This is a genomic window from Actinacidiphila glaucinigra, assembly GCF_035918135.1.
In the GTDB taxonomy this organism is placed as follows: domain Bacteria; phylum Actinomycetota; class Actinomycetes; order Streptomycetales; family Streptomycetaceae; genus Actinacidiphila; species Actinacidiphila glaucinigra.
Map to the genome: position 1 here is coordinate 1530803 of NZ_CP109144.1, position 26684 is coordinate 1557486.

Genomic DNA, 26684 nt, shown 5'->3' on the forward strand with positions numbered 1-26684 from the left:
GTGCGGAAACGGTAACCGGCCCCGACGGAAAGGAAGCACACAGTACATGATCACGCCCGAGGAGATCTGGGGGACCGCCGGCCTGCCCGCGCGCCGGCTCGCCGGCCTGGCGCTCAATCCCGCGGCCCCCGAGGACATCCTGCTGCGACTGCTCGCCGACGGCCCGCTCGCGGCACGCATGGTCCTGTGCCGGGACCGGACGCTGCCGGACGCCGTGGTCGACGCCGTGGTCGCCCACCCCGACAGGTACACACGCAGCTTCTTCGCCCGCAATCCGCACGCCGACCCGGTCCAGCGCGCACGGCTGCTGGACGACCCCGAGTGGTTCGTGCGGGCGCATCTGGCCGACACGCCCCGGATGCCGGGGGGCGTGCGCCCGCGGCCGCTCCCGGACCGGGCCGTCGTCCACATGCTCCTCACGTACGAGCAGGAGATCCTGGGCACCCTTTACCGCCAGGCCTCCGCCGGGCTGATGGAGTCGATGCGCACCCACCCCGAGCCGAAGGTGCGGCGCATGGCCGTCGCCTGGCGCGGCGTGCCGGACGAAGCCCGCGACGCCCTCCTGGCGGATCCGGACGACGAGGTACGGGAAATGGTGCGGCAGCACCTGCGGCACGAGGACCCGGCGTGGGTGGAGCGGGAGCTGCCCGACCGGCCGTGCCACGGGCGGACGCACCTGCTGATGCACAGCGCCCTGAGCCGAGGCGTCGTGGAGGGCGTGCTCGACGCCCCCGTGGGCGAGGGAGACCGCTGGACGATCGCGGGCAACCCCACCCTCCCCGCCGACATGGTGGTCCTGCTGGCCGCCGACGCCGACCCCGAAGTGCGGGAGCGGATCGCGTACCGCTCCGACCTCGGGCCGGAGGAGCGCCGGGCGCTCGCCGCGGACACCGATCCGCGAGTACGCCTCGCGCTCTCCGTGCATCCCGCGCTGAGCGAGGCGGAACGGGCGGCGATCGACTACGAGGTGCCGGTGGACGGCTCGTTCGGACCGACGCTGCAGCGCCTGGTGCCCCGGGATCCCGCCGCGGTGCGGCGGGACGCCCTGTCCGGGCATCCGTTGCTGCGGCGGCGCGCCGCCTGGGACCACAGCCTGCCGTCCGACCTGGTGGCGCGGCTGGCCGCGGACGACGACCTCGGCGTGCGCGTGCTGCTCGCGCAGAACCATCCGGAGGCACCCGCCGAGCTGCTGCTGAGCGCCTTCCTGGAGTACACCGGGTACGAGCGCGAACACCTGCTCACCCGGCCGGGGTTTCCCATCGCCGGGCTGGCGCGGTACGCCGGGGACGAGGACCCTGCGGTCCGCGCCCTGGCCGCCCGCGACCCGGCCACCGCGGCGGAGACGGTGGACGGGCTGACCCGCGACCCGGATCCCGGTGTACGGGCGGCCGGGGCGGGCCATCCGAACCTCCCCCGGGCCCGGCTCGCGGAGTTGCTCGACGACGAGGAGCTCGCGCACCGGGCGGCGGCCAACCCCGCACTGGAGCCTACGGTCATGCGCAGGCTGGTGGCGCCCCTGCCGCTCCCGGCCGATGCCGCCGGATGACCGCGGTCAACCGCTCGTAGGCGGTGCGCAGTTCGCGTCGGGCGAAGTCCTGGCGCACGTCGATGAGAGCGCCGTGGGAGGCGGTGGGGTCGACCGTGAAGCGGTCGTGCCAGCCGCCTCCCGAGGCGATGATCACGGGGGTGCCGACCCCGTCGAACTGGTCGGCGGTGATGTCGACCCGCACGCCGTTCTTCTCGATCCACGCGTGGGTGGCGCGGTCCTCCCACCCGCTGACGTACGTCCACACCCCCTGCCCGTTCTCGTACAGGTACTGACCGAGGAGGATCGAGGCGTCCCCGCAGGAGCCGTGCGGGAAACGCTCCAGGGAGACCAGGCCCGGGTCGGGGCAGTCGACGATCGCCTGCCGGAATCCGAGGACCAGTGTGCGGAGTTCGGACACCCGCGGAGTCTAACCCGTGAAGATCATCTGCGGGACCCGTGGAGTCGGCCCTTCTGCTCGACGCGGGCCCGGCGCCGGAGGGCAGGGGGCGAGAGGGGGCGGGGGCATGCCGGCGGCAGCGGCCGGAGCCGGTACCCCAGCCGGTTGCGGCCGCTGCGGCGGCAGTCAACCGAGCGGGCCCGGCGCCGTCAAGACTTCACGCCAGGACTGGTGCGGAACGCCTCCCGGGGCCGGATGGGGCCGATCTGATTCAAGTCCCGAACTCATTCGACTCCCCGCAGGTCACGGCGGCGCAAGTACATGAAGCGCTCATCGAACTGTTGACTCCTCAGAAACACTTTGTGCGAGGACCCTTGACCGCGACTTCTGTCACGTCTTAACTCACGCCCTGAATTAAGTCGTGAGGCTGACACAGGAGTTCCTATGAGACCCGAAGTCAACGCCGCCCGCCGCAGACCCCTGGGGCTGATCGCCCTGCTGGCCGTACTGCTCGCCCTGCTCACCGTGCCGGCCGGCCCCCTCACCGGTGCCCACGCCGCCGCCTGCGGCACCGCCAACGCCGCACAGGGCAGGACCGCCACCGCCTCCTCCACCGAGAACGGCTCCTTCGCCGCCGCCAACGCCGTCGACGGCGACACCGGCACCCGCTGGTCCAGCACGTTCAGCGACCCCCAGTGGATCCAGGTCGACCTCGGCGGCTCCCAGACCGTCTGCGAGGTCGTCCTCGGCTGGGAGGCCGCCTACGCCAAGGCCTACCAGATCCAGCTCTCCGCCAACGGCAGCGACTGGACCACGGTCGCCTCCACCAGCACCGGCGCCGGCGGCACCGAGACCCGCGCCGTCAGCGGCACCGGCCGTTACCTGCGCGTGTACGGCACCACCCGCGCCACCGGATACGGCTACTCGCTGTGGGAGCTCGCCGTGCACACCACCGACGGCGGCACCGGCCCGGTGATCCCCGGCGGCGGCGACCTCGGCCCGAACGTCCTGGTCTTCGACCCCTCGACCCCGGGCATCCAGGCCAGGCTGGACCAGGTCTTCCAGCAGCAGGAGTCCGCGCAGTTCGGCACCGGACGCTACGCGCTGCTGTTCAAGCCCGGCACCTACAACAACATCAACGCCAACATCGGCTTCTACACCTCGATCGCCGGGCTCGGACTCTCCCCCGACGACACCACCTTCAACGGCGACGTGACCGTGGACGCCGGCTGGTTCAACGGCAACGCCACCCAGAACTTCTGGCGCTCCGCGGAGAACCTCGCCCTGAACCCGGTGAACGGCACCGACCGCTGGGCCGTCGCCCAGGCCGCGCCCTTCCGCCGGATGCACGTCAGGGGCGGCCTCAACCTCGCCCCCAACGGCTACGGCTGGGCCAGCGGCGGCTACATCGCCGACAGCAGGATCGACGGCACCGTGGGCCCGTACTCGCAGCAGCAGTGGTACACCCGGGACAGCTCGGTCGGCGGCTGGACCAACGGCGTGTGGAACATGGTCTTCTCCGGGGTGCAGGGCGCTCCCGCGCAGAGCTTCCCCAACCCGCCGTACACCACGCTCGACACCACCCCCGTGTCCCGTGAGAAGCCCTTCCTCTACCTCGACGGCAACGACTACAAGGTCTTCGTGCCCGCCAAGCGCACCAACGCCCGCGGCACCAGCTGGGGCAACGGCGCGCCGCAGGGCTCCTCGATCCCGCTGAGCCAGTTCTACGTGGTCAAGCCGGGCGCGACGGCCGCCACCATCAACGCCGCGCTCGCCCAGGGCCTCAACCTCCTGTTCACCCCGGGCATCTACCACATCGACCAGACCATCGACGTCAACCGGGCGAACACCGTCGTGCTCGGCCTCGGCCTCGCGACGATCATCCCCGACAACGGTGTGACGGCGATGAAGGTCGCCGACGTCGACGGCGTGAAGCTGGCCGGGTTCCTGATCGACGCCGGCGCGGTCAACTCCCAGGTGCTGCTCCAGGTCGGTCCGCAGGGCTCGGCCGCCGACCACGCCGCGAACCCGACGACCGTGCAGGACGTCTTCATCCGCATCGGCGGCGCCGGCCCGGGCAGGGCGACCACCAGCATGGAGGTCAACAGCGACGACACCGTCATCGACCACACCTGGATCTGGCGCGCCGACCACGGCGCCGGTGTCGGCTGGGACACCAACCCGGCCGACTACGGTCTGCGCGTCAACGGCGACGACGTCCTGGCCACCGGCCTGTTCGTCGAGCACTTCAAGAAGTACGACGTCCAGTGGAGCGGCGAGCGGGGCAGGACGATCTTCTTCCAGAACGAGATCGCCTACGACGCGCCCAACCAGGCCGCCATCCAGAACGGCGCCACGAAGGGCTGGGCCGCCTACAAGGTGGACGACTCGGTGAACACCCACGAGGCATGGGGCCTGGGCAGCTACTGCAACTTCACCACCGATCCGACGATCCGCATGGACCACGGCTTCGAGGTCCCGGTGAAGTCCGGTATCAAGATGCACGACGTCCTGGTGGTCTCCCTGGGCGGCATGGGCCAGTACGACCACGTCATCAACGGCACCGGTGCCGCTACCTCCGGCACCTCGACCACGCCGTCCACAGTGGTCTCGTTCCCCTGACGGCTCCGGGCAGGGGTGCCCCGTTCCTCCGGCGGGGCACCCCGTCAGCCGTCCTCAGGCAGCCGGCAGGCGGCGGGAGTGGCGGGAGTGCAGCACCTCGCCCACGGCGACCGCGGCCGCCATGGCGAGCCCCGCCACCGGCACCGCCCCGGCCCCGCAGAAGGTGCTCGCCAGCACCACCAGGGCGCAGCCGGGCAGCACCGCGTGCTCGGCGAACCCGCGCTTGGCGCTGCGGGAGTGGATCAGCCAGACCGTCAGCAGGAAGACGGCGGTCGGCAGCGTGACGGCGGCCGCGGCGGCCGTCTGCGAGATGTGTGCCTTGCCCACGGCCTGCTCGACCACCACCTCCAGCCCCGCGCCGATGGCGGCGGCCGAGCCGAAGACGAGGTAGTGCCCGTAGCCCCACAGGAACGCCCGCGCGCTGCTGGTGAGGTGCTGGTGGATGGGGATGGCGAAGTAGAGCCAGTAGGCGGAGAACACGACGAGCAGTCCTCCCAGGGCGACAGGCAGCAACTCGCCGAGCGCGGTGAACTCGTCGACGGCGGACTGCACGGCCACCGTCGCGGCGGCCACCGACTCACCGAGCACGATGATGGTGAAGAGGCCGTAGCGTTCGGAGATGTGGTGCGGATGCCAGGTGGTGCGCTGCGCCCGCTCGGCCCAGACGGGCACCGCCAGTTCCGCGACCGCCAGGATCAGGAAGCCCCAGTACCACAGCCCGCCGACGGGCTGGAGCAGCAGGACGACCCATCCCACCTGGACGACGACCAGACCGGCGGCGTAGCTCAGCGCCGTGGTCCGCGCCGGTCCGGCCGCGTTGCGTGCCGCGCGCAGCCACTGGAAGGCCAGTGCGATGCGCATGATGACGTACCCGGCGACGGCGATCGAGAAGTCGTTGGCGTCGAAGGCACGGGGAACCCCGGCCGCCAGCACCAGGACGCCGGCGATCTGGACGAACGTGGCGATGCGGTACGGCACGTCGTCGGTGTCGAAGGCCGAGGCGAACCAGGTGAAGTTCAGCCACGCCAGCCAGATCGCGAAGAAGACCAGGCAGTAGCCGAGGACACCCTGCCCGGCGTGGCCCTCGGCGACCGCGTGCACCAGTCGCACGCCGGCCTGGGCCACCGCCACCACGAAACAGAGGTCGAAGAACAGCTCCAGCGGCGTGGCGACCCGGTGCGGCTCGTGCGGGTCCCGGGCCGTCATCCGGACCAGCGGGCGGAAGCGGCGGTCCGGCGCCGCCTGATCGTGATCGGTCATCCGCGCATCGTAGGCGGTGCACACGTGCCCGCGCCCGAAGGGACCGGGCGCGGGCCACGTGCAGGGGGACGGGGCGGGGTCAGGCGCAGCCGTCCTGGAGGAGTCCGGCCCGCAGCCGGGCCAGGGTGCGCGAGAGCAGCCGCGAGACGTGCATCTGCGTGCAGCCCATGATCTCCCCGATCTGGGCCTGCGTCAGTTCCTCCACGTACCGCAGATGGAGCAGCTGCCGATCGCGATCACCGAGCTCCACGACGAGCGGTGCGAGCGAGCCGAGGTCCTCGACGAGTTCCATGGCGGGGTCGACCGCGCCGATGAAGTCGGCGAGCACCGTCTCGCCGTCGTCGCCGTCGTCGCCGTTCATGGCCGCGTCAAGGGAGGAGGCGGTGTAGCCGTTGGAGGCCACCTGGGCCTCGACGACCTCGGCCTCGGAGATGTCCATGAGTGCCGCGAGCTCGCTCACCTTCGGGGCGCGGCCCAGCCGGGAGGACAGCTCGTCCCGGGCGCGGGCCAGCTCCACCCGGCGCTCCTGGAGGCGGCGCGGCACGTGCACGGCCCAGGTCGTGTCGCGGAAGAACCGCTTGATCTCACCGACGATGTACGGCACCGCGAAGGTGGTGAACTCCACCTCGCGCGAGATGTCGAACCGGTCGATGGCCTTGATCAGCCCGATCGTCCCGACCTGGACGATGTCCTCCATCTCGTCGCTGCGGTCGCGGAAGCGCCTGGCCGCGAACCGCACGAGCGACATGTTCATCTCGATGAGGGTGTTGCGGGCGTACTGGTACTCCTGGGTTCCCTCCTCGAGCACCGTGAGGCGCTCGAGGAAGAGCTTCGACAGGCGGCGCGCGCTCGTGGGAGCCACGCTGCTCGGGTCGGCGATCTGCGGCAGTACGTCGACCTCGGGGCTCTCGACCCCGGTGCTCGTCCCGCTCACGTCGGCGATCACGGCTCCTCCTCGCACCTCTGCACCTCTACGTCATGTTCCCGTACGTTGCCCCTCGGGTACCCGCTCCTCCGCAAAGCATTCCCACCGATCCCGGAAGGACGTGAATCGCGCCAAGGGCAGCGTAGGACCGGCCAGTCCGGGCAGACCAGTGAGGGACCGAGGATGCCTACGGGGTGATCGTGCGTGTACAGCATTGACCTAGACGCGGAAGGCGCGGGGATCGTGCGGCCCGCGCCGGCGGACCGGCCGCTGCCCACCACCATCGGCGAGGCACGTGACTTCGCCCGTGCGCGGCTGCGAGGCGTCGATCAGGAGCGGGTCGAGGACTGCCTGCTGGTCGTCTCCGAACTGGTCACCAACGCCTTCCGGTACGGCGGCGGGCTGGCGGGCCTCGACGTGGTGGCGGTACCGGACGCGATCCGCGTGTCCGTCCAGGACCACAACGACCGGCTGCCGGCCCCGCCCCCGCCCACCGAGCGCTTCCTGCCCGGCGGCTACGGCCTGCGCCTGGTGCGCCGGCTGGCCCGGGACATCCGGGTGACGCTGCTGCGCGCGGGCGGCAAGGTCATCCACGTGCACCTGCCGCGCTGACGCGCCCCTGCCCCCGACGTCGTACGTGTGGACGAACGGATCGCGGTAACACGCACCTTTGGTGCAACGAGACCCGCACCACGGCCAGTTCGAACGTCGGGGCCGGACGACGGCCCCCGGGAGGCACACCATGACCACGGGCATCATCATCGGGGCGGTCGTCGTCGTTGTCCTGATCGCCCTCGCCGCGGTCCTCACGACGCGGCGCGGCGGCGGCACGGGACAGCTCAGGCGCCGCTTCGGACCGGAGTACGAACGCACGGTCGCCCGGCACGAGGGCGACACGGACGCGGCGCACCGCGAGTTGCAGGAGCGTGTCGAACGGCACGGCGGTCTGGCCCCGGAGCCGCTGAGCGCACGTCGGACCGAGGAGTACCGCGTCGAGTGGGCCGCCCTGCAGGAGCGGTTCGTCGACTCCCCCGCGCAGGCTGTGCGAGAGGCGTCGCGGCTGCTGGACCGGCTGGCACACGAACGCGGCTTCCCGGAGCACACCTCGGGCGAGCAGATCGACGCCCTGTCGGTCCACCGCCCCCGGCACCTCCAGGCCTACCGCGACCTGCGCGGCGCCGCGGAACCCCGGAACGACGGTGACCGCACCACGGCGGACACCGAGGAACTGCGCGCGCGGCTGCTCAGCGCCCGGGCGCTGTTCGACGACCTCATCGCGGTGGACAAGGGGCCCCGCACCACCTCGCGCGAGGACGGCGCGGGTGACGCGGACTCCGGCCGAAACGGCTCCCACCGCTTCCACCTGCCGTCCTGGAGCAGCCGATGAACCCCACACACGAGCACCACGACACCGACGGAACCGACAAGAGCGACCGGGCCGCCACGACGGACGGCACCGGCACCGGGCGCGAGGGGCGCACGGCCCCCTCCGAGCAGACCCCCGGCAAGCCGAAGTCCCCCGCCGCGCCGCAGAGCGCGGACACGAAGGACGAGCCGCCTGCCGCGCGCCGGCCCACCGGATGGTCGCGGCCCGAGGACGGCGCGAAGCCCGCGACGGCCGGCGCGAAGCCCGAGCACGGCGCGAAGCCCACGACGGCCGGCGCGAAGCCCGAGCACGGCGCGAAGCCCGCGACGGCCGGCGCGAAGCCCGAGCACGGCGCGAAGCCCACGACGGCCGGCGGCTTCGGCCCCGCTGCGGCGGTGAAGCCCGGCGGCAGCCCGGCGCGGCAGGAGGAGCGGGTGCCCGCCCCGGGCGCTCCGCCGCGTGTGGACGGGGCGGTGGACAAGCTGCAGCAGCGACTGCAGCACGCCGTCGGCGGCTTCGTCGACGAGCCGCGCCACGCGGTGGAGGAGGCCGACGAGGTCCTCGGCGAGGCCACCGAGCGGCTGGTGGAGGAACTGCGCAGCCGGCGCGACGAACTGCGCTCGGGCTGGCGGGCCGGCGGACGGAACGAGAGCGAGGGCGGCGACACCGAGAGGCTGCGCCTGGCCCTGCAGGGCTACCGCGACCTCGTCGACCGCGTCCTGCACGTCTGAGGACCGCACGCCGCGAACGACATGAACGCGGTGGCCGGGAAACCCCAGGGTTTCCCGGCCACCGCGTTCAGGTGCGCCCGGTCGCGGGTCAGTCGCCCGTGTGGCGGTACCGGGCCCAGAGCGGCAGCCCGTACCAGCAGACCAGGTACCAGACCAGGACGCCGGCGACGAGCCACGGCACGAAGGCGTCGTGGGTGGCGGCGCGCAGCACCAGGAGCAGCGCCGAGGTCATCGTCGCCAGCAGCAGCACGAGCCCGACGAAGGTGAGCCGGGAGGCCCAGCGCACGGCCTGCGGTTTGATGCGGCTGCCGGAGACGATCCGGTGGAAGGAGACCGGGCCGATCAGCGCCCCGGTCGCGCAGGCGCCGAGCACCACCGTGACGATGTAGATCGTGTGGTCGGTCGTCCCGAGCCGCTGGTAGTGCGGGGTGAAGACGACGGTCAGCAGGAATCCGAAGAGGATCTGCACGCCTGTCTGGGCGACCCGCACCTCCTGGATGAGCTCGCCCCACTTCCGGTCGGCGCGCTCGTCCTCGGTCTCGTCACGCCCGTCCCCCGGGCCGGTCCGGCCGTCCGCGTCGTCACTGGACATGGCACCCTCCCACTGCTCGGTCGTGCACGTCATAGCTGACTTACCATCGGCTGCCCGTGTCGCGCGCGGCATGGCCCGGGCATGACGAGGACGGCGACCGGACCGGTCGCCGTCCTCGTACGCGGTCCGGCCGCCCGCGCCCGGAGCGGGGGCGGCCGGACCGCGGTGCTCACCGCCGCGCCCTGCTCCGCGACAGCAGGCTCACTCCGACGGCCGCGAGGCCGATCTGTATCAGCCACTCGACCCAGTCGACGCCGTCGGTGTCGGCGACACCGAGCCCCTGGGCGATCGCGCTGCCGATGAAGGCCGCCACGATGCCGACGACGATCGTCCACAGCACTCCGATCGGCTGTCGCCCCGGCGCCACCAGACGCCCCAGCACACCGATGATCAGGCCGATCACGATGGCACTGATGATGCTCGAGATCTCCATCTCCACCTCAACCCCAACCTCGTCCGGCCCCTGGCCGGAAGTGTGTTCGCACCACGCGGATACCCCGGGCCGGACACTCCACGCAGCCGCGCGCCGCCGTGTCGCCGGGTGTGTTCCGGCCGCGACGGGGCATCCGGTGGACCGGAGGCAGTCGGGGCAGGGAGGCCGGTGTGGACACGACGGTGGGTGCGGGCGCGGTACGGCCCGGGACGCGGGGGAGGAAGGCGATCCGCGCCGGGGCGCGGGCGGGTCTCGCGGCGCGCGGGGTCATCTACGCGCTGCTCGGGGTGCTGGCGCTGCGGGTCGCCTTCGACGGGTCCTCGGAGCAGGCCGACCGGGGCGGCGCGGTCGCCCGGCTGGCGGCGCAGCCCTTCGGCGGGTTCCTGGTCTGGGCCCTGGCGGTGGGGTTCGCCGGGATGACGCTGTGGCGGTTGTCGGAGGCCGCGTTCGGCGCGGCGGGTCCGGACGGGGACAAGGCGGGCAAGCGGCTCATGTCCGCGGCCCGCGCGGTCTTCTACGCCTTCGTGACGTACTCCGTGGTGACCTTCGCGGTGGACGGCTCCTCCGCGGGCGGGTCGAGCGACGAGACCTCCAAGGACGTCACCGCGCACGCCCTGGGCTGGCCCATGGGCCGCTGGCTGGTGGGGGCGGCGGGCCTGGTCCTGGTGGGAGCCGGAGGGTGGATCGCGGTACGGGCCCTGCTGCGGAAGTTCCGCAAGCACCTGCGGACGGGAGCGATGTCGCCGCGGGTCCGCAGGGTGGTCGACTTCCTCGGGGTGGCCGGAGGGGCCAGCCGGGGCGTGGTGTTCGCCGCCGCGGGCTGCTTCGTCGTCGTCGCGGCGGTGCGCTTCGACCCGGACCGGGCGAAGGGGCTGGACGACACGCTGCGCACGTTCCGGGACACCCCCGCCGGACCGTGGCTGCTGGCCGTGATCGCGGCGGGGCTGGCGCTGTTCGGGGTGTTCTCCTGGGCGATGGCCCGCTGGCGGCAGGTCTGAGCGGCAGCTGGTCCGAGCGGCGGCGGGCGCCCGGATCAGCGGCCCGGGAGCTTCACCACCGTCACGAAGAAGTCGTCGATCTGCCGGACCACGTCGATGAAGCGTTCGAAGTCGACCGGCTTGGTCACATAGGCGTTGGCGTGCAGCTTGTAGCTGCGCAGGATGTCCTCCTCGGCCTCGGAGGTGGTGAGGACGACGACCGGGATGGTGCACAGGTCGGCGTCGGCCTTGATCGCGGCGAGCACCTGACGGCCGTCGAAGCGGGGCAGGTTGAGGTCGAGGAGGATCAGCCCGGGGCGCGGCGCGCCGGCGTGGGCGCCGCGCCGGTGGAGGAAGTCGAGGGCCTCCTCGCCGTCCCGTACGACGTGCAGGACGTTGCGGACCTTGTTCTCCTGGAACGCCTCGCGGGTCATCAGCTCGTCGCCGGGGTCGTCCTCGACGAGCAGCACGATGATCGGTTCCGGTTCCTGCAGGTTCACGCGGACTCCTCCTCCGGTGCGGGTGCCCGCTCGGCGGCCGCCGGCAGGGTGAAGCGGATGCGGGTGCCCTCCGGCCGGCCGGGGTCGAGCCGGATCCGGCCTCCGTGGTACTCGACGATCTTCTTGCACAGCGCGAGCCCGATGCCCGTACCGCCGTAGCTGTCCCGGCTGTGCAGGCGCTGGAAGATGACGAAGATCTTGTCGGCGAACTCCGCCGGCACGCCTATGCCGTTGTCGGTGACGGAGAAGTGGAGCATGCCGTCCCCGTCAGGACGCCCGGGGTCCTGCGGTGCTCCCGGCCCGTCCAGGGTGATGGTCACCCGGGGCGGCCGGTCCTCCGCTCGGAACTTGACGGCGTTGCCGACCAGGTTCTGCCAGAGCATGGCCAGCAGGGTCGGGTCGCCCACGGTGCCGGGCAGCGCGGGCGGGCGCTCGATCACGGCGCCCGACTCCTCTATCGCGACGGACAGGTTGCCCAGCGCGCGGTCCAGCGGCTCGTCCAGGGCGACCGGCACGCTGGCGTCGCCCAGCCGCCCGACCCGGGAGAAGGTCAGCAGGTCGTTGATGAGCACCTGCATGCGCTTGGCGCCGTCGACGGCGAAGGCGATGTACTGCGTGCCGCGTTCGTCGAGGCTCTCGCCGTAGCGCTTCTCCAACAACTGGCAGAAGGACGCGACCTTGCGCAGCGGTTCCTGCAGGTCGTGGGAGGCGACGTAGGCGAACTGCTCCAGCTCCGCGTTGGAGCGGCGCAGTTCCTCGGCCTGCGCCTCGCGCAGCTCGCCCTCGTGGCGCAGTTGCTCCTCCTTACGCCGCGACTCCCCCAGGTCGGTGACGATGCGCCGCCGCATCCCCTCCACGGCGGCGCCGACGGCGTGCAGGTCGGCGGGGCCGTGGGACGGGATACGGCGGTCGTATTCGCCGCCCGACACGTCCTGCACGGCCTCGCGGAGCCGGTTCAGCGGCCGGACGACCATCACCCGCACCAGGACGGCGAGCGCGACGGCGGTGAGGAAGAAGGCCACGACCATGAGCCCGAAGACCCGGTCGCGCAGGGTGCGGGCGTCCGCCAGCTGCCGCGTGCCGGCGGCGCGTTCCGCGTCCAGTCGGCGGGCCTGGGTCGCGGACAGGGCGCGGACCCGGTCGAAGGCCTCCTTGCCCCGGCGGGTGGTGGCCGCGTCGGGGGTGCCGCCGCCGAGGGCCTCGGTGCGGTCGACCACCTGCTGCGCGTACCGCCGGCGCCAGTCGGCGGCGGCCTGCCGGAGCGCGTCCAGGTCGCGTACGAGTTCCGGTAGGCCGTTCACGAGGCCGCGCATGCGGCGGGCGGCGTCCTCCTCGACGACCCGGCCGCGGGTGTAGGGCTCCAGGAAGTCCGGGTCGCCGGTGATGGCGTAGCCGCGGACCCCGGTCTCCTGGTCGACGAGGGCGGTCTGCAGCCGGTAGGCCTCGACCCGCGCGGGCGAGACCCGGGCGATGAGGTGGTCCGAGACCTCCGCCGTGCGCCGCAGCTGGGTGAAGCCGACGCCTGCGGCCACGGTCATGAACACCCCCAGGGCGGCGAGGACCAGCACGATCCAGCCCTGGACGGTCAGCCGCGCGCGGGCGGCCGTCACGGCGAGGCGCTCCAGGTGAGGTGGACCACCGCCAGGTCGTCGTCCAGGCCGCCGTGGTCGGCGGCCAGTGCCTCGGCGCGCGCGATCAGGGTGTCGACGAACTCCGAGGCGGGCAGCGTGGCGTGCTGCCTGGCCAGGGCGAGCAGGCCCTCCTCGCCGAGCCGGCCCTCGTCGGTGCGGCCCTCGAACAGCCCGTCCGTGAAGAGCATCAGCGACTGGCCGGGGCGCAGTTCGATCCGGCCCTCGGGCCACTCCCCCATGCCGGGCACCACGCCCAGGGCGGGCCCGCGGGGCGGCTCGGTGTACTCGACGGTGCCGTCCGGGGCCAGGTTGAGCAGTCCGTGGTGGCCCGCCCGCCAGACCCGGGCCGTGCGGCGGTCGGGGGCGAGGGTGAGGATGGTGGCCGTGGCGAAGATCTCGGGGGCGGCGCGTTCGGCCACCAGCACCTGCTCCAGCAGCGCGAGTTGCCGGGCGCCCTCGACGCCGGTCAGCACCAGGGTGCGCCAGGCGATGCGCAGTCCGACGCCGAGCGCGGCCTCGTCCGGACCGTGCCCGGACACGTCCCCGATGAGGGTGTGGACGACGCCCTCGGTGGTCTCCACGACGTCGTAGAAGTCACCGCCGAGCAGGGAGTCCGCCCGGCCCGGACGGTAACGGGGTGTGACGGTGACGTCCTTGGTGCGCAACATGGGCAGCGGGAGCAGTCCGCGCTCCAGGCGCGCGTTCTCCTGGGCCCGCATCTGGCTGGCCCGCAGGGCGAGGGCCGCCCGTTCGGCCTGCTTGCGTTCGACCGCGTAGCGCAGCGCGCGGCCCAGGAGTTCGCCCTCGACCCGCCCCTTGACCAGGTAGTCCTGGGCCCCGGCGGAGAGCGCGGCCAGGCCGGTCCGCTCCTCGGCGAGACCGGTGAGCACGACGACGGCGGCACGGTCGGTGAGCGACAGTGCCCGGCCGAGGGCGTCCAGGCCCTGGCCGTCGGGCAGGTGCAGGTCGAGCAGGACGCAGTCGGCGGGGCGGGCGGCCAGTTCGGTGCCCGCCTCGGCCAGCGTGCGTACCCAGCGCAGTTCGACGGGCACCCCGCTGTCGGCGACCAGCTCCTCGACGAGCAGCGCGTCCCCCGCGTCGTCCTCGACGAGGAGTACGGAGAGCCGGCTGCGCCGGCCGTCGCCCTGTCTGGGGATGACGCCCTCCGGGGGCGTCAGCGTGTTGCCTTCCACATCGTCTCCCCACCCCTGTGGTGCCCCAGGTGGGGCGATGGGATCGTACGCGAAGGGCACCCTGGCCGGATGCCCTTTGGGTCAGTGCCGATCATCTTCGATCATTGCCGTTTGGCAACAGTAGTCGAACACAACAATCGCACGCAGGTCGGCCCGCCGGGGGGTACCCCCGGCGCCGGACGCACGACCGGACGCACGGCCGGGAGCACGGACCGGACGGCTACGCGGTGTGGCTGCGGCCTCCGGGAAGCGGACGTACGGCGCCGAGCCCCGTCGTCTCGGCGGCGGAGCGGAACGCGGTCAGCCCCTCCAGGAGGGCGCGACGGGCGCGTTCGGGCATCGCCGACACGACCGTCGCCAGTTCCCGCTCCCTGCGTTCCCGCAGCTGGGCGAGGAAGGCGGTACCGCGCGGCGTGAGCCACAGGCACACCTCGCGGCGTGAAGTGGGGCTGGTGTCCCGGGTGAGGTAGCCCACCGCCTGCAGCCGGTCGCAGAGCCGGCTCACCGCGGGCGGCCCGGCACCCAGAACGTCGCACAGCGTCCTCAGGTTGATCCCCTCGTTGCCCTCCAGCGCGAACAGCACGCGCAACTGCGAGGGCGGCACGGGAGGGTCCCCCGCGTCCCGGCCGCGGCCCCACAGCACCTCGAGTGCCTCCACCACGGACGACGCCGCGGCCACGGCGGCGTCCCGCTGCGATCCGGCGGTGGCGGCCAAGGGGACCTCCTCACGGCGTGCCGCCGGAGGGATACCGCCGGCGAGCGGGTAGACGAGACAGGACAGGGCGCGCCAAACGGCGCGCCACCACGCTAACCGACCCGACCCCGCACCCAGAAGGACCGTCGCACCCCGGTGAACCGACACGCCCCCCTCGCCGCCGAACGCGCCCTGCGCGCCGCGCCCCCGCACGCCCTGCCCGCCGCCCTGACGGACGTCCTGCGCACCCACTGCGCGGCCCGCTCCGTGGAGATCCTGCTCGCCGACTACGGCCTGGCGGTGCTCCAGCCGGTCTCCGCGCCCGAGCCCACGCAGGCCGCCGTACCCCTCGCGGGAACGCCCGAGGGCCGGGCCTTCGGCGCCCAGGAACCGTTCGCCGAGGCCGCGGGCGACGAGGGCGTACGCCTCCACCTTCCGGTGAGCGTGCGCGGTGACCGCATCGGCGTGCTCAGCGTCACGCTGCCCGGTGAACCCGCGCCCGAGGAGGTGCGCGACCTCGCCGAGATCGCGGAGATGCTCGGCCATCACCTCCTCGTCGCCGACCGGGACACCGACCGCTACCTGCGCGCCCGCCGCCGGAACCGGCTCACCCTCGCCGCCGAGATGCAGTGGGAGCTGCTGCCCGGACGAGCCTGCGCCCGCCCCGAGTACGCCCTCGGCGCCCAGTTGGAGCCCGCCTACGACATCCACGGCGACAACTTCGACTGGTCGGCAGCCGCGCGGGACCTCACACTGACCGTCACCAACGGAATGGGACAGGGCATCGAGGCCGCCCTGCTGACCAGCCTCACCGTGAACGCGCTGCGCAACGCCCGGCGCGCCGGCGTCCCCCTCGCCGACCAGGCGATGCTCGCGGACCAGGCCGTCTACGCCCGGTACCGGGGCGAACAGTACGTGTCGGTCCTGCTGATGCGCTTCGACCTGGCGACCGGCGCGGCCGAGGTGGTCGAGGCCGGATCGCCGCGCGTGTACCGGCTGCGCGGCTCGGCGGTGGACCGGATCGACTTCGAGGCCCAGTCGCCCCTGGGCATGTTCGAGGACACCCCCTATGTCCCGCAGCGCTTCGAGGTGCGCTCCGGGGACCGGCTCCTGATCGTCAGCGACGGCGTGTACGCGACCGCCTCACCCGGGGGCGAGACGTACGGCGAACGGGCGCTGGCCCGCGCGGTCCTGGCCACCCGGCTGCTCCCGGCCGCGGACGTCCCACGGGCGGTCCTGGGCGAACTGCCGGGTCACCGCGTGCTGCCGGAGGCCGAGGACGACGCGCTGGTGGTGTGCCTGGACTGGGCGTGAACCGCTGGGAGGAGCTTGCCTGGTGACGGGCGATGGGGAAGACTCTTGCCGAAGGGCAACTGTTTGCCCCGGCCAACCTTCGTCCAGGTACGAGAGGACCGGAGCGATCCCGACGGTCCCACACGGCGGCCCCGGCCTTGCTCCTACCGCATCGTGACGTCTCTCCCGCCTCCGCGCTCACCAGTGGCCCGAGAGCAGGGGTCAGCCACCTCCGCTCGGATCGGGCAGCGGGTGCTGCGCGCGCTCGTCGAGTCCCTGACCGAGACCGCCGTCCTGGTGAGCGACCGCGCAGGGGTGATCCGTGCCGTCAACGCCGTGATCACCTCCTGGGCGCCGCGGCTGGTGGCCGGCCGCGCGCTCGCCGAGACCGCCCCCGCCTGGCTGACGGCGGCGGACGCCTCGGGTGCCGCCACCGCCCACGGCGGCATGGGGACCCGGCAGGTGACGGCACGCCGCGCCGAGCTCCCGGGCGGGCACCACGCCTGGTACCTCACCGACGTGACGGACGCCCGCAGCACCGACCGCGAACTGCAGCTGGCCCACGGCCGCGCGGAGTTCCTGGCCGAGGCGTCCGCCGGGCTGCTCTCCTCGCTCGACCCGCGCACGTGCGTGACCGCCACGGCGGAGCTGGCCGCCTCGCAGCTCGCCGACGCCGCGGTGGTCGTCACCCCGCCCGACCGGCAGCAGTTGCGGCTGACCCGGGCCGTCACGGGCCGTCACGGCGTGGAGGAGTGCGCCCTGGCCGTCGACCCCGCCGAAGTGCCCGGGCTGGCCGAGGCGCTGGCCGGCTTCCCCCCGGTGCCGTCGCGCCGGACCGATCCCGCACGGGCCCCGGACTGGCTGCTCCCCGAGGACTTCGGCGCCCCGGTGTCGCTGCTGGTCACCCCGCTGCCGGGGAACGGCGTCCCGGCGGGCGCACTCGTCCTGATGCGCCGCCTCGGCGGGCCGTTCACGGTCGAGGAGGAGACCTTCGCCCGGGTCTTCGCCGCCCGCGCCGGCGCCGCGATCTCCGCCTCCGTCCTCTACACCGAGCAGGCGCGCAGCGCCGCCCTGCTCCAGGAGGACCTGCTGCCGCCGCGGCTGGGGCCCATCAGGGGCACCGAGGTGGCAGGTTCCTACCGGCCGTCCCGTGAGGCGCTGCGCGTCGGCGGGGACTTCTACGACACCTACCCGGCGGAGGACTCCGACGGCGAGAGCACCGTGGTGCTGGGGGACGTGTGCGGAAAGGGCCTGGAGGCCGCCGTCCTCACCGGCAAGATCCGCAACACCCTCAGCGCCCTGCGGATGGTCGAGACCGACCACGTAAGGCTGCTGACGCTGCTCAACCACGCGCTCCTCAACACCGCCCGCACGCGCTTCGCCACCATGGTGCTCGCGGGCGTCACCCCGCTCGGCCGCGGTCAGGTGCGGCTACGGCTGACCACGGGCGGCCATCCGGCACCGCTCATCCTGCGGGTCTCCGGCGACGTGGAGGAGGCCGGCACCTCCGGCACCCTGATCGGCGCGGTGCCCGACGTGCGGGCCACGACCTTCACCACGGTGCTGCAGCCCGGCGAGAGCTGCCTGCTCTACTCGGACGGCGTCACCGAGGCCCGCGGCGGGGTGACCGGCCGTGAGTTCTTCGGCTCCGAGCGGCTGAAGACGACCGTGGCCGGCTGCGTCGGGATGCCGGTGGAAGCCCTGGTCGAGCATGTGGAGATGCGCACCACCGAATGGCTCGCCGACCGCCCCCACGACGACATCGCGCTGGTCGGCGTGGCCGCCCCGCGCGGCACCCTCCGAGTGCGGTGAACGCCCACGGACCGGCCGGGTGCACGCCATGGGCACCGTGAGGACGCGCCCCCGGCGCACTCCGCGTCGGCAGAGGACCGGGCGGGCGCCCTGTTCGCCGCCACCACGGCGGGGACGCGTACGCGACGGCGCGGACCGGTCCGAGCCGCCGCAGGCGTGCGCACGGCCCCGGCTCCGCACCGTGACCGGTCATACTGGTGTCATGACCAGCGCGGCGAGGCAGAGAGCGAGATCCGGCGCATGACGCAGTCCCCCGCCCGGCAGACCGCGCCGGCGGCCGAGGAGCCGCGTCTGACGGTGGACGAGCTCGCGGCACGCTCCGGTACCACGGTCCGCACGATCCGCTTCTACAGCGCCAAGGGCCTGCTGCCGCCGCCGGAACTGGGCACCCGCCGCATCGGTCTGTACGGGCCGGACCACCTCGCCCGGCTGGCGTTGATCGAGGAGCTGCAGCGGCAGGGGCTGACGCTGGCCGCGATCGGCCGCTATCTGGAGCAGCTGCCCGCCGACATCACCCCCGAGGACCTCGCGCTGCACCGGGCGCTGGTGGCGACGTGGATGCCCGACGCCGCGGAGGAACTGGCCCGGGACGGGCTGGAGCAGCGGGCGGGACGGCCGCTGAGCGGACACGACCTGGACCGGCTCGCCGCCATGGGCGTCCTGCACCCCACCGCGGACCCCGGTGTGCTGCTGGTGAACCCGGCGCTGCTGCACCTGGGGGTGCGCCTGCTGGACGTGCCGATCCCGCTGGAGACGCTGCTCGCCACCCGGGAGATCGTGCTGAAGCACGCCCGCGCGGTCGCCCACGAGTTGCACCGGCTCTTCCAGCAGGAGGTGTGGCAGCCGTACGTGGCCGGGCGCCCGGCGCCCGAGGAGCGGGCCCGGATGCGCAGGCTCACCGACGACCTGCAGCCGATGGTCGTCCAGGCCCTGGTCACCGCCTTCCAGCGGTCGCTCGCCGAGGAACTGCGGGCCACGGCCGCCGGGTTCGGCGAACGAGGGAGCGGCGAGGAGTGAGACGGCGGCGCCGCGGTCCCCCGGTGGGGGCCGCGGCGCCGCCGTCCGGGCCGGTGCGTCCCGGCCGCTCGTACGGGTCAGCCGTACGGGTCAGCCGTCGGTGAAGGTCTCGCCCCGCCCGGCCTTCCGCACCAGCAGCTCCGGGGCGGCGAAGCGCTCGCCGTAGGCGGCCCTCAGCTCCTCGGCGCGGGCGAGGAAGCCGGCCGGGCCTCCGGGGTAGCCGTTGACGTACTGCAGGACGCCGCCGGTCCAGGCGGGGAAGCCGATGCCCAGGATGGAACCGATGTTGGCGTCGGCGACGGAGGTCAGAACGCCCTCCTCCAGGCAGCGGACGGTGTCCAGCGCCTCGACGAAGAGCATGCGCTCCTTGAGGTCCTGCAAGGGGACGGCCGCCGCCTCCGGCTTGGTGAAGTGCTCGCGCAGGCCGGGCCACAGGCCCGTCCGCTTGCCGTCGGCGTAGTCGTAGAAGCCGGCGCCGCCGCTGCGTCCGGTGCGTCCGAACTCCTCGACCATGCGGTCGATGACGGCGTCCGCGGGATGCGGCTGCCAGGTGCCTCCTGCCTCCTCCACGGCGCGCCGCGACTCCTCGCGGATCTTGCGGGGCAGCGTGAGCGTCAGCTCGTCCATCAGGGAGAGCACCTTGGCCGGGTAGCCGGCCTGGGCGGCGGCCTGTTCCACGGTCGCGGGGTCGACGCCCTCGCCGACCATCGCCACGCCCTCGTTGATGAAGTGCCCGATGACGCGCGAGGTGAAGAAGCCCCGCGAGTCGTTGACGACGATCGGGGTCTTGCGGATCTGCCGGACCAGGTCGAAGGCGCGGGCGATCGCCTCGTCGCCGGTGCGGCCGCCCTTGATGATCTCGACCAGCGGCATCCTGTCGACCGGCGAGAAGAAGTGCAGGCCGATGAAGTCCTCGCGGCGCTGCACACCCTCCGCCAGGAGCGAGATGGGCAGGGTGGACGTGTTGGAGCACAGCAGGGCGTCGGGGGCGACGACGCCCTCGATCTCCTGGAACACCTTGTGCTTCAGGGCCGGGTCCTCGAAGACCGCCTCGATGACGGCGTCGCAGCCCGCCAGGTCCTGCGGGTCGGCGGTGGCGTGGATCCGGGCGAGCAGCTCGTCCCGCTTCTCCTGGGTGGTACGGCCCCTGGCCAGGGCCTTGTCGAGGAGCCCGGCGGAGTACGCCTTGCCGCGCTCGGCGGCCTCGGCGCTGACGTCCTTCAGGACGACCTCGATGCCGGCCTTGGCGCACGAGTAGGCGATGCCCGCGCCCATCATGCCGGCGCCGAGCACGGCCACCTTGGTGACGGTGCGGGCCGGGACGTCCTTGGGGCGGCTGGCACCGGAGTTGACGGCCTGCATGTCGAAGAAGAAGGCCTGGATCATGTTCTTGGCGATCGGGCCGGTCACCAGCTCGGTGAAGTAGCGGGCCTCGATGGCGAAGGCGGTGTCGACGTCGACCTGGGCGCTCTCCACGGCGGTGGCGAGGATGTTGCGCTGCGCCGGGTAGGGGGCGCCGGCGAGCTGCTTGCGCAGGTTGGCCGGGAAGGCGGGCAGGTTGGCGGCGAACTTGGGCGTGCTGGGGGTGCCGCCGGGGATGCGGTAGCCCTTGGCGTCCCAGGGCTGCGCGGACTCGGGGTGGGCGTCGATGAAGGCGTGTGCCTTCGCGAGCATGTCGTCGTGGTCGGTCGCGACCTCGTGGACCAGCCCGTTCTCCAGCGCGCGCCGCGGGTCGTACTGGTTGCCCTGCAGCAGCACCTTCAGCAGCGCGTCGGTGATGCCGAGCAGCCGCACCGTGCGGACGACCCCGCCGCCGCCGGGGAGCAGGCCGAGGGTGGCCTCGGGCAGGCCGATCTTCGAGCCGCGCGCGTCGAGTGCGACGCGGTGGTGGCAGGCGAGCGCGATCTCGTAACCGCCGCCGAGGGCCGCACCGTTGACGGCGGCGACGACGGGCTTGCCGAGGGTCTCGATGCGGCGCAGGTCGCGCTTCATCCCCATGCCGGCCTCGAAGATCTGCGGGGCGTCCTCGGGCCCCGCCTTGATCATGTCCTTGAGGTCCCCGCCGGCGAAGAAGGTCTTCTTGGCGGAGGTGACGATGACGCCGCGGACGGAGTCGCGTTCCGCCTCCAGGCGGTCGGCGACGGCCCGCAGGGACTCCCTGAAGGCCTGGTTCATGGTGTTCGCGGACTGGTTCGGGTCGTCGAGGACGAGGGTGACGACCCCGGTCTCGTCCTGTTCCCAGCGGATGGTGGTGTGCGTCGGAAGAGCGGTCATGTTCGGTCGGCTCCGTAGCGGGGTGCGGGACAGGAGGTCAGAGGCGCTCGACGACGGTGGCGATACCCATGCCGCCGCCGACGCACAGCGTGGCGAGTCCGTACCGCTGGTCGCGGCGTTCCAGTTCGTCGACGAGGGTCCCCAGGATCATGGCGCCGGTGGCCCCGAGGGGGTGGCCGAGCGCGATGGCGCCGCCGTTGACGTTGACCTTGTCGTGGCTCAGGCCCATCTCGCGCATGAAGCGCAGGACGACGGCGGCGAAGGCCTCGTTGATCTCGACGAGGTCGATGTCGTCGACGGTCAGCCCGGCCTTGGCGAGCGCCTTGCGGCAGGCGGGGGCGGGGCCGGTGAGCATGATGGTGGGGTCCGAGCCGGAGACCGCGGCGGAGACGATGCGGGCCCGCGGGGTGAGGCCGAAGCGCTCGCCGGTCTCACGGTTGCCGATGGCCACCAGTGCGGCGCCGTCCACGATGCCGGAGGAGTTGCCCGCGTGGTGGACGTGGTCGATCCTCTCGACCCAGTGGTACTTCTGCAGCGCGACGGCGTCGAAGCCGCCCGCCTCGCCGATCGTGGCGAAGGACGGCTTGAGCCCGGCCAGGCTCTCCGCGGTGGTGCCGGGCCGGATGTGCTCGTCGCGGTCGAGGACGACCAGGCCGTTGCGGTCGACGACGGGGACGACGGAGCGGTCGAAGCGGCCCTCCTTCCACGCCTCGACTGCGCGGGCCTGCGACTCGGCTGCGTAGGTGTCGACGTCGTGGCGGCTGAAGCCCTCGATGGTGGCGATGAGGTCGGCGCCGACGCCCTGGGGCACGAAGCCCGTGGTGTAGCTGGTCATCGGGTCCATGGCCCAGGCGCCGCCGTCGGAGCCCATGGCGACGCGGGACATCGACTCCACGCCGCCCGCGAGCACCAGGTCCTCCCAGCCGGAACGGACCTTGGCGGCGGCCATGTTGACGGCCTCCAGACCGGAGGCGCAGAAGCGGTTCTCCTGGACGCCGGCCACGGTCTCGGGAAGCCCGGCGGCGATGGCGGCGGTCTTGGCGATGTCGGAGCCCTGGTCGCCGATCGGGGTGACGACACCGAGCACGATGTCGTCGATCGCGGCCGGGTCGAGTCCCGGCAGGCGGCGGCGCAGTTCGTCGATGAGCCCGGTGACCAGGTCGATGGGCTTGGTGCCGTGCAGGGAACCGTTGGCCTTGCCGCGCCCGCGCGGGGTGCGGATGGCCTCGTAGACGTAGGCGTCGGTGCTCAACGTCGGATGCCTTTCGATGAGGGTGTCGGTGTGGTGCGAGGGGGGATCAGCCGAGCAGCGAACGGCCGATGATCTCCTTCATGATCTCCGTGGTGCCGCCGTAGATGGTCTGGATACGTCCGTCGGTGAAGGCCCTGGCGATCGGGAAATCGCTCATGTAGCCGTAGCCGCCGTGCAGTTGCAGACACCGGTCGGTGACCCGCTTCTGCAGTTCCGTCGCCCACCATTTGGCCATCGACGCGTGCACCGCGTCGAGGCGGCCCGCCGTGTGCTCGCCGACGCAACGGTCGACGAAGGCGCGCGTGACGGCGCACTCGGTGGCCATCTCGGCGATCTCGAACCGTATGTGCTGGAGCCGCGCGAGCGGCCGGCCGAAGGCCTCGCGCTCCTTGACGTAGGTGGTGGTGAGGTCCAGCAGGTGCTCGGCGGCCGCCGCCGCGGCGACGGCGATGGTGAGCCGCTCCTGGGCGAGGTTGGCCATGAGGTGGAGGAAGGCCTGGTTCTCGGTGCCCAGCAGGTTCTCCTTGGGCACCCGTACGTCGCGGAAGAAGAGTTCGGCGGTGTCCTGGGCCTTCTGGCCGATCTTGTCGAGGTTGCGGCCGCGTTCGAAGCCGGGCATGCCGCGTTCCACCACGAGCAGGCTCAGCCCGCGCGCGCCGCCCTCGGGGGTGGTCCGGGCGACGACCACGACCAGGTCGGCGAGGATCCCGTTGGAGATGAAGGTCTTGGAGCCGTTGAGGACCCAGGCGTCGCCCTCGTCGGCGGCGGTGGTGCGGATGCCCTGCAGGTCGGAGCCGGCGCCGGGCTCGGTCATGGCGATGGCCGTGATGGTCTCGCCGCTGCAGAACCCGGGCAGCCAGCGCCGCTTCTGCTCCTCGGTGGCCAGGCCGGTCAGGTACGGGCCGATGATGTCGTTGTGGAGGCCGAGGGCGAGCCCGTGCGCCCCGGCCCGCGCGAACTCCTCCGCCAGCACGACCGCGTAGCGGAAGTCGTCGCTGCCCCCGCCGCCGTACTCCTCGGCCACCGAGGTGCCGAGCAGGCCCTGGCGGCCGGCGGCGAGCCAGGCCTCGCGGTCGACGATGCCGGCCTTCTCCCAGCGCTCGTGGTGCGGCAGCACCTCCCTGGCCAGGAAGGCCCTGACGGTCTCCCGGAACGCCTCGTGCTCGGCCGTGAAGAGGTCGCGCCGCATACTGGTGCCTGCCTTCCGCCGGTGGCCCGGCTACGGGAGCCGGTCGCCGGCCCGTTCGACGAGGGGGGTGGGCGTCGTGACCCCGGGGACGGACACCGGAAGGTCCCAGTCGCGGGCGACCTCCGCGGTGTGCGCGCCGGGCAGGGCGGGCGGCCGCCGCAGCGCGCCGGGGGTGGCGGAGAAGCGCGGGGCGGGAGCGGGCTGGGTGATGCCGCCGGTGCCGGCGAAGGTGCCGCGGGCGGCCAGGTGGGGGTGGGCCGCGGCCTCGGCCAGCGAGAGCACCGGCGCCGTGCAGGCGTCGCTGCCCTCGAAGACCTCCGTCCACTCCTGGCGGGTTCGGGACCTGAAGCGGGCCGCGATCAGGGTGCGCAGTTCGTCCCAGCGTCCGAGGTCGCCCCGGTCCGGCGCGTCCTCGGGGAGGCCGAGCAGCCGGGCGAACTCCGCGTAGAAGGCGGGTTCCAGGGCGCCGACGGCCATCCAGCCGCCGTCGGCGGTCTCGTAGACGGCGTAGTAGGGGCAGCCGCCGTCCAGCAGGTTGGCGCCGCGCCGGTCCTGCCAGCCGCCGGCGGCGACCATGCCGCGGATCATCGCGCCGAGGTGGGCGACGCCGTCGACGACGGCCGCGTCGACGACCTGGCCGGTGCCGGTGGCGCGGGCGTGGTGCAGGGCGGCGAGCACACCGGTGACCAGGTAGAGGGAGCCGCCGGCGTAGTCGCCGAGCAGGTTGGCCGGGATCGCGGGCGGTCCGTCGCCGGGGCCGATCATCCCCAGGGCACCGGCGACGGCGATGTACCCGATGTCGTGCCCGGCGCGCGCGGCGAGCGGCCCGTCCTGGCCCCAGCCGGTCATACGGCCGTAGACGAGGCGGGGGTTGCGGGCGTGGCAGTCGGTGGGACCGACGCCGAGGCGTTCGGCGACGCCGGGGCGGTTGCCCTCCAGCAGGACGTCGGCGCGGGCGGCGAGGTCCAGGACCAGCCGGACGCCCCCCTCGCTCTTGAGGTCGGCGACCACGGAGCGCTTGTTGCGGTTGGTGACGTCGTGCGCCGGGTCGACGCCGAGCCGTGAGCCGCCCGGCCGGTCGACGCGGACGACGTCGGCGCCGAGGTCGCCGAGCAGCATGGCGGCGAAGGGGGCCGGTCCGATGCCGGCCAGCTCCACCACGCGCACACCGGCGAGCGGCCCGCCGGCGGATGCCGCCTCCGCCGGTCGTTCCCCCGGCCGTTTCCCCGGTCGCGTTCGCGCCTCGGTCATCGGGGCCTCCGGCTTCGCGACGAGCATGACAGTATTGCTGTAACACTGGCGATGCTATGGATGCGCGATGCCGATGACAAGGGCCGCAGCCCCGGCGGGCCGCGGTTCGTGTGAGGATCACCGCCATGGAGGAGGCACAGTGGCAGAGGTGACGGACATGGCGCCGGCGGACGAGGCCGTACGGGTGAGGCAGCTCTGGCAGGACCTGGGCCTGCCGGGGATCGTGGACGTCCACACCCACTTCATGCCGGACCGCGTGCTGGCCAAGGTCTGGGCGTACTTCGACTCCGCCGGCCCGCTCACGGGCCGGCGGTGGCCGATCGCGTACCGCACCGACGAGGACGAGCGGGTGGCCACACTGCGGGCGTTCGGGGTACGCGCCTTCACCTCGATGCTCTACCCGCACAAGCCCGCGATGGCCGCCTGGCTGAACTCCTGGGCCGCCGGCTTCGCCGCCCGGACGCCCGACTGCCTGCACACGGCGACCTTCTTCCCGGAGCCGGAGGCGCCCGGCTACGTCCGGCAGGCGCTGGAGGCGGGCGCCCGGGTCTTCAAGTGCCACGTGCAGGTCGGGGCCTTCGACCCGAACGACCCGCTGCTCGACCCCGTCTGGGGCCTGCTCGCGGACGGCGGCGTCCCCGTCGTCACCCACTGCGGGTCGGGGCCCGTCCCCGGCCGCCACACCGGTCCCGGCCCGATCGCCCGGCTGCTGGCCCGGCACCCCCGGCTGCGGCTGGTCGTCGCGCACATGGGCATGCCGGAGTACGGGGCGTTCCTGGACCTCGCCGAGCGGTACGAGGGCGTGCACCTGGACACGACGATGGCGTTCACGGACTTCAGCGAGGCCGACGCGCCCTTCCCGCCCCCGGAGCGCACACGGCTGGCCGACCTCGGCGAACGCGTCCTGTTCGGCAGCGACTTCCCCAACATCCCGTACGCGTACCCGCACGCCCTGCAGGCGCTGACGCGGCTGGAGCTGGGCGAGGCGTGGACGCGGGGCGTCCTGTACGGCAACGCCGTCCGGCTCTTCGGGATCCCGCAGTGACGCCGCCCGTGCGGCCCGGCGGGCCCGAGGCGATCACCACGCCGCGGCTGGTGCTCGAACCGCTGCGGGTCGATCACGCGCAGGAGATGGCCGCCGTGCTCTCCGACCCCGGGCTCCACGAGTTCATCGGCGGCACCCCGTACGACGCGCCGGGTCTGCGCGCCCGCTACACCCGCCTGGTCGCCGGCTCCGGGGACCCCGCCGTGTCCTGGTGGAACTGGGTGGTCCGGCTGCGCACGGAGGACCGCCTCACGGGCACCGTGCAGGCGACGGTGGCGTGGGACACCCCCGACGGCACGGTCGCCGAGGTCGCCTGGGTGACCGGCGCCCCCTGGCAGGGCCGCGGCATCGCCACCGAGGCCGCCGTCGCCCTCGTCGCCCGGCTCGTCGCACTCCCCGTGGACCGCGTCGTCGCCCATGTCCACCCCGGTCACCGGGCGTCCCGTTCCGTCGCCGCGGCCGCCGGCCTCGCCCCCACCTCCGTCGTCGTGGACGGCGAGGTCCGCTGGCAGCGCGACGTCACCCGGCCCGGCGGGGCACAGGGCGGCTGACGCCGTCCGGGGCGCGCTGCTCCGGTACTCCGGTACTCCGGTGCGACGACACCAGCGGCCTGCCGCGGGCGCCGTTGCGGGCGTCGGGGGCCGCCGTGATGAAGGATGTCCCCCGCCCGGGACATCCGGTACATCCCGGACGCCCGCCCCA

The 26684-nt window shown here is 73.2% G+C and carries 24 protein-coding genes; 11 read left to right on the forward strand and 13 right to left on the reverse strand.

Going from position 1 to position 26684, the window contains the following annotated elements; genetic code table 11:
• Positions 1–46 precede the first annotated feature (46 nt).
• Entirely contained in the window at positions 47–1546 is a 1500-nt protein-coding gene (locus tag OIE69_RS06740; protein WP_326571021.1) for a hypothetical protein, read from the forward strand.
• On the opposite strand, the gene OIE69_RS06745 is transcribed toward OIE69_RS06740, so the two are convergent.
• Positions 1494–1946 carry a hypothetical protein gene (locus OIE69_RS06745; RefSeq protein ID WP_326571022.1) on the reverse strand — a complete coding sequence of 151 codons (453 nt, stop codon included), beginning with the start codon at positions 1944–1946 and terminating at the stop codon, positions 1494–1496. The genes OIE69_RS06740 and OIE69_RS06745 overlap by 53 nt on opposite strands.
• Before the next feature lie 423 nt (positions 1947–2369).
• Between OIE69_RS06745 and OIE69_RS06750 the strand changes: the two genes are divergently transcribed.
• The gene (locus OIE69_RS06750; protein ID WP_326571023.1) at positions 2370–4547 is read left to right on the forward strand and encodes a discoidin domain-containing protein; all 2178 of its coding nucleotides are present in this window, start codon (positions 2370–2372) and stop codon (positions 4545–4547) included.
• 54 nt (positions 4548–4601) lie between these two features.
• Here OIE69_RS06750 and OIE69_RS06755 read toward each other — a convergent pair whose 3' ends face one another.
• A complete protein-coding gene (locus OIE69_RS06755) occupies positions 4602–5807 on the reverse strand; it encodes a low temperature requirement protein A (RefSeq protein WP_326571024.1) in 1206 nt (401 codons plus the stop codon).
• A gap of 79 nt (positions 5808–5886) precedes the next feature.
• Positions 5887–6753 (reverse strand): SigB/SigF/SigG family RNA polymerase sigma factor, encoded by an 867-nt coding sequence (locus OIE69_RS06760; protein WP_326571025.1) that lies wholly within the window; start codon positions 6751–6753, stop codon positions 5887–5889.
• Between the two features lie 183 nt (positions 6754–6936).
• Between OIE69_RS06760 and OIE69_RS06765 the strand changes: the two genes are divergently transcribed.
• The 3 genes from OIE69_RS06765 to OIE69_RS06775 all read left to right on the forward strand — a co-directional run bounded on the left by OIE69_RS06765 (position 6937) and on the right by OIE69_RS06775 (position 8829).
• A complete protein-coding gene (locus OIE69_RS06765) occupies positions 6937–7344 on the forward strand; it encodes an ATP-binding protein (RefSeq protein WP_326571026.1) in 408 nt (135 codons plus the stop codon).
• A 130-nt stretch (positions 7345–7474) separates the two neighbouring features.
• Entirely contained in the window at positions 7475–8119 is a 645-nt protein-coding gene (locus OIE69_RS06770) for a hypothetical protein (protein WP_326571027.1), read from the forward strand.
• Positions 8116–8829, forward strand: coding sequence for a hypothetical protein (locus OIE69_RS06775; protein WP_326571028.1), 714 nt, complete (start codon positions 8116–8118; stop codon positions 8827–8829). The genes OIE69_RS06770 and OIE69_RS06775 overlap by 4 nt, the downstream gene beginning before the upstream one ends.
• Positions 8830–8917: 88 nt before the next feature.
• Here the strand turns inward: OIE69_RS06775 and OIE69_RS06780 are convergent, their stop codons facing one another.
• Entirely contained in the window at positions 8918–9421 is a 504-nt protein-coding gene (locus OIE69_RS06780; protein ID WP_326571029.1) for a DUF6328 family protein, read from the reverse strand.
• A 169-nt stretch (positions 9422–9590) separates the two neighbouring features.
• Complete coding sequence (locus tag OIE69_RS06785) at positions 9591–9854, reverse strand: GlsB/YeaQ/YmgE family stress response membrane protein (RefSeq protein ID WP_326571030.1); 264 nt, start codon at positions 9852–9854, stop codon at positions 9591–9593.
• Between the two features lie 170 nt (positions 9855–10024).
• Between OIE69_RS06785 and OIE69_RS06790 the strand changes: the two genes are divergently transcribed.
• A complete protein-coding gene (locus tag OIE69_RS06790; protein ID WP_326571031.1) occupies positions 10025–10852 on the forward strand; it encodes a DUF1206 domain-containing protein in 828 nt (275 codons plus the stop codon).
• Positions 10853–10887: 35 nt separating this feature from the next.
• On the opposite strand, the gene OIE69_RS06795 is transcribed toward OIE69_RS06790, so the two are convergent.
• The 4 genes from OIE69_RS06795 to OIE69_RS06810 all read right to left on the reverse strand — a co-directional run bounded on the left by OIE69_RS06795 (position 10888) and on the right by OIE69_RS06810 (position 14870).
• Positions 10888–11325, reverse strand: coding sequence for a response regulator (locus tag OIE69_RS06795; RefSeq protein WP_089223561.1), 438 nt, complete (start codon positions 11323–11325; stop codon positions 10888–10890).
• 2 nt (positions 11326–11327) lie between these two features.
• A complete protein-coding gene (locus tag OIE69_RS06800) occupies positions 11328–12941 on the reverse strand; it encodes a sensor histidine kinase (RefSeq protein ID WP_326571032.1) in 1614 nt (537 codons plus the stop codon).
• Complete coding sequence (locus tag OIE69_RS06805) at positions 12938–14155, reverse strand: PP2C family protein-serine/threonine phosphatase (RefSeq protein ID WP_392567472.1); 1218 nt, start codon at positions 14153–14155, stop codon at positions 12938–12940. Before OIE69_RS06805 ends, OIE69_RS06800 begins: the two co-directional genes overlap by 4 nt.
• 220 nt (positions 14156–14375) lie before the next feature.
• On the reverse strand, positions 14376–14870 hold the full coding sequence (locus OIE69_RS06810) for a MarR family winged helix-turn-helix transcriptional regulator (RefSeq protein ID WP_326571033.1): 495 nt from the start codon (positions 14868–14870) through the stop codon (positions 14376–14378).
• 135 nt (positions 14871–15005) lie between these two features.
• Between OIE69_RS06810 and OIE69_RS06815 the strand changes: the two genes are divergently transcribed.
• The 3 genes from OIE69_RS06815 to OIE69_RS06825 all read left to right on the forward strand — a co-directional run bounded on the left by OIE69_RS06815 (position 15006) and on the right by OIE69_RS06825 (position 18971).
• On the forward strand, positions 15006–16163 hold the full coding sequence (locus OIE69_RS06815; RefSeq protein WP_326571034.1) for a PP2C family protein-serine/threonine phosphatase: 1158 nt from the start codon (positions 15006–15008) through the stop codon (positions 16161–16163).
• 183 nt (positions 16164–16346) lie between these two features.
• A complete protein-coding gene (locus tag OIE69_RS06820; RefSeq protein ID WP_326571035.1) occupies positions 16347–17954 on the forward strand; it encodes a PP2C family protein-serine/threonine phosphatase in 1608 nt (535 codons plus the stop codon).
• A gap of 240 nt (positions 17955–18194) precedes the next feature.
• Positions 18195–18971, forward strand: a complete 777-nt coding sequence (locus OIE69_RS06825) for a MerR family transcriptional regulator (protein ID WP_326571036.1) — start codon at positions 18195–18197, stop codon at positions 18969–18971.
• Between the two features lie 90 nt (positions 18972–19061).
• Here the strand turns inward: OIE69_RS06825 and OIE69_RS06830 are convergent, their stop codons facing one another.
• The 4 genes from OIE69_RS06830 to OIE69_RS06845 are packed head-to-tail and all read right to left on the reverse strand — an operon-like array spanning position 19062 to position 24937.
• Positions 19062–21245 (reverse strand): 3-hydroxyacyl-CoA dehydrogenase NAD-binding domain-containing protein, encoded by a 2184-nt coding sequence (locus OIE69_RS06830; RefSeq protein ID WP_326571037.1) that lies wholly within the window; start codon positions 21243–21245, stop codon positions 19062–19064.
• A gap of 37 nt (positions 21246–21282) precedes the next feature.
• Positions 21283–22497, reverse strand: a complete 1215-nt coding sequence (locus tag OIE69_RS06835; RefSeq protein ID WP_326571038.1) for an acetyl-CoA C-acetyltransferase — start codon at positions 22495–22497, stop codon at positions 21283–21285.
• Positions 22498–22543: 46 nt separating this feature from the next.
• Positions 22544–23686: an acyl-CoA dehydrogenase family protein gene (locus OIE69_RS06840; protein ID WP_326571039.1), complete on the reverse strand. Its 1143-nt coding sequence runs from the start codon at positions 23684–23686 to the stop codon at positions 22544–22546.
• 30 nt (positions 23687–23716) lie between these two features.
• A complete protein-coding gene (locus OIE69_RS06845; RefSeq protein WP_326581020.1) occupies positions 23717–24937 on the reverse strand; it encodes a CaiB/BaiF CoA transferase family protein in 1221 nt (406 codons plus the stop codon).
• A gap of 157 nt (positions 24938–25094) precedes the next feature.
• Between OIE69_RS06845 and OIE69_RS06850 the strand changes: the two genes are divergently transcribed.
• Both OIE69_RS06850 and OIE69_RS06855 read left to right on the forward strand, forming a co-directional pair.
• Entirely contained in the window at positions 25095–25982 is an 888-nt protein-coding gene (locus OIE69_RS06850; RefSeq protein ID WP_326581022.1) for an amidohydrolase family protein, read from the forward strand.
• Entirely contained in the window at positions 25979–26533 is a 555-nt protein-coding gene (locus tag OIE69_RS06855; RefSeq protein ID WP_326571040.1) for a GNAT family N-acetyltransferase, read from the forward strand. The genes OIE69_RS06850 and OIE69_RS06855 overlap by 4 nt, the downstream gene beginning before the upstream one ends.
• Positions 26534–26684 lie beyond the last annotated feature (151 nt).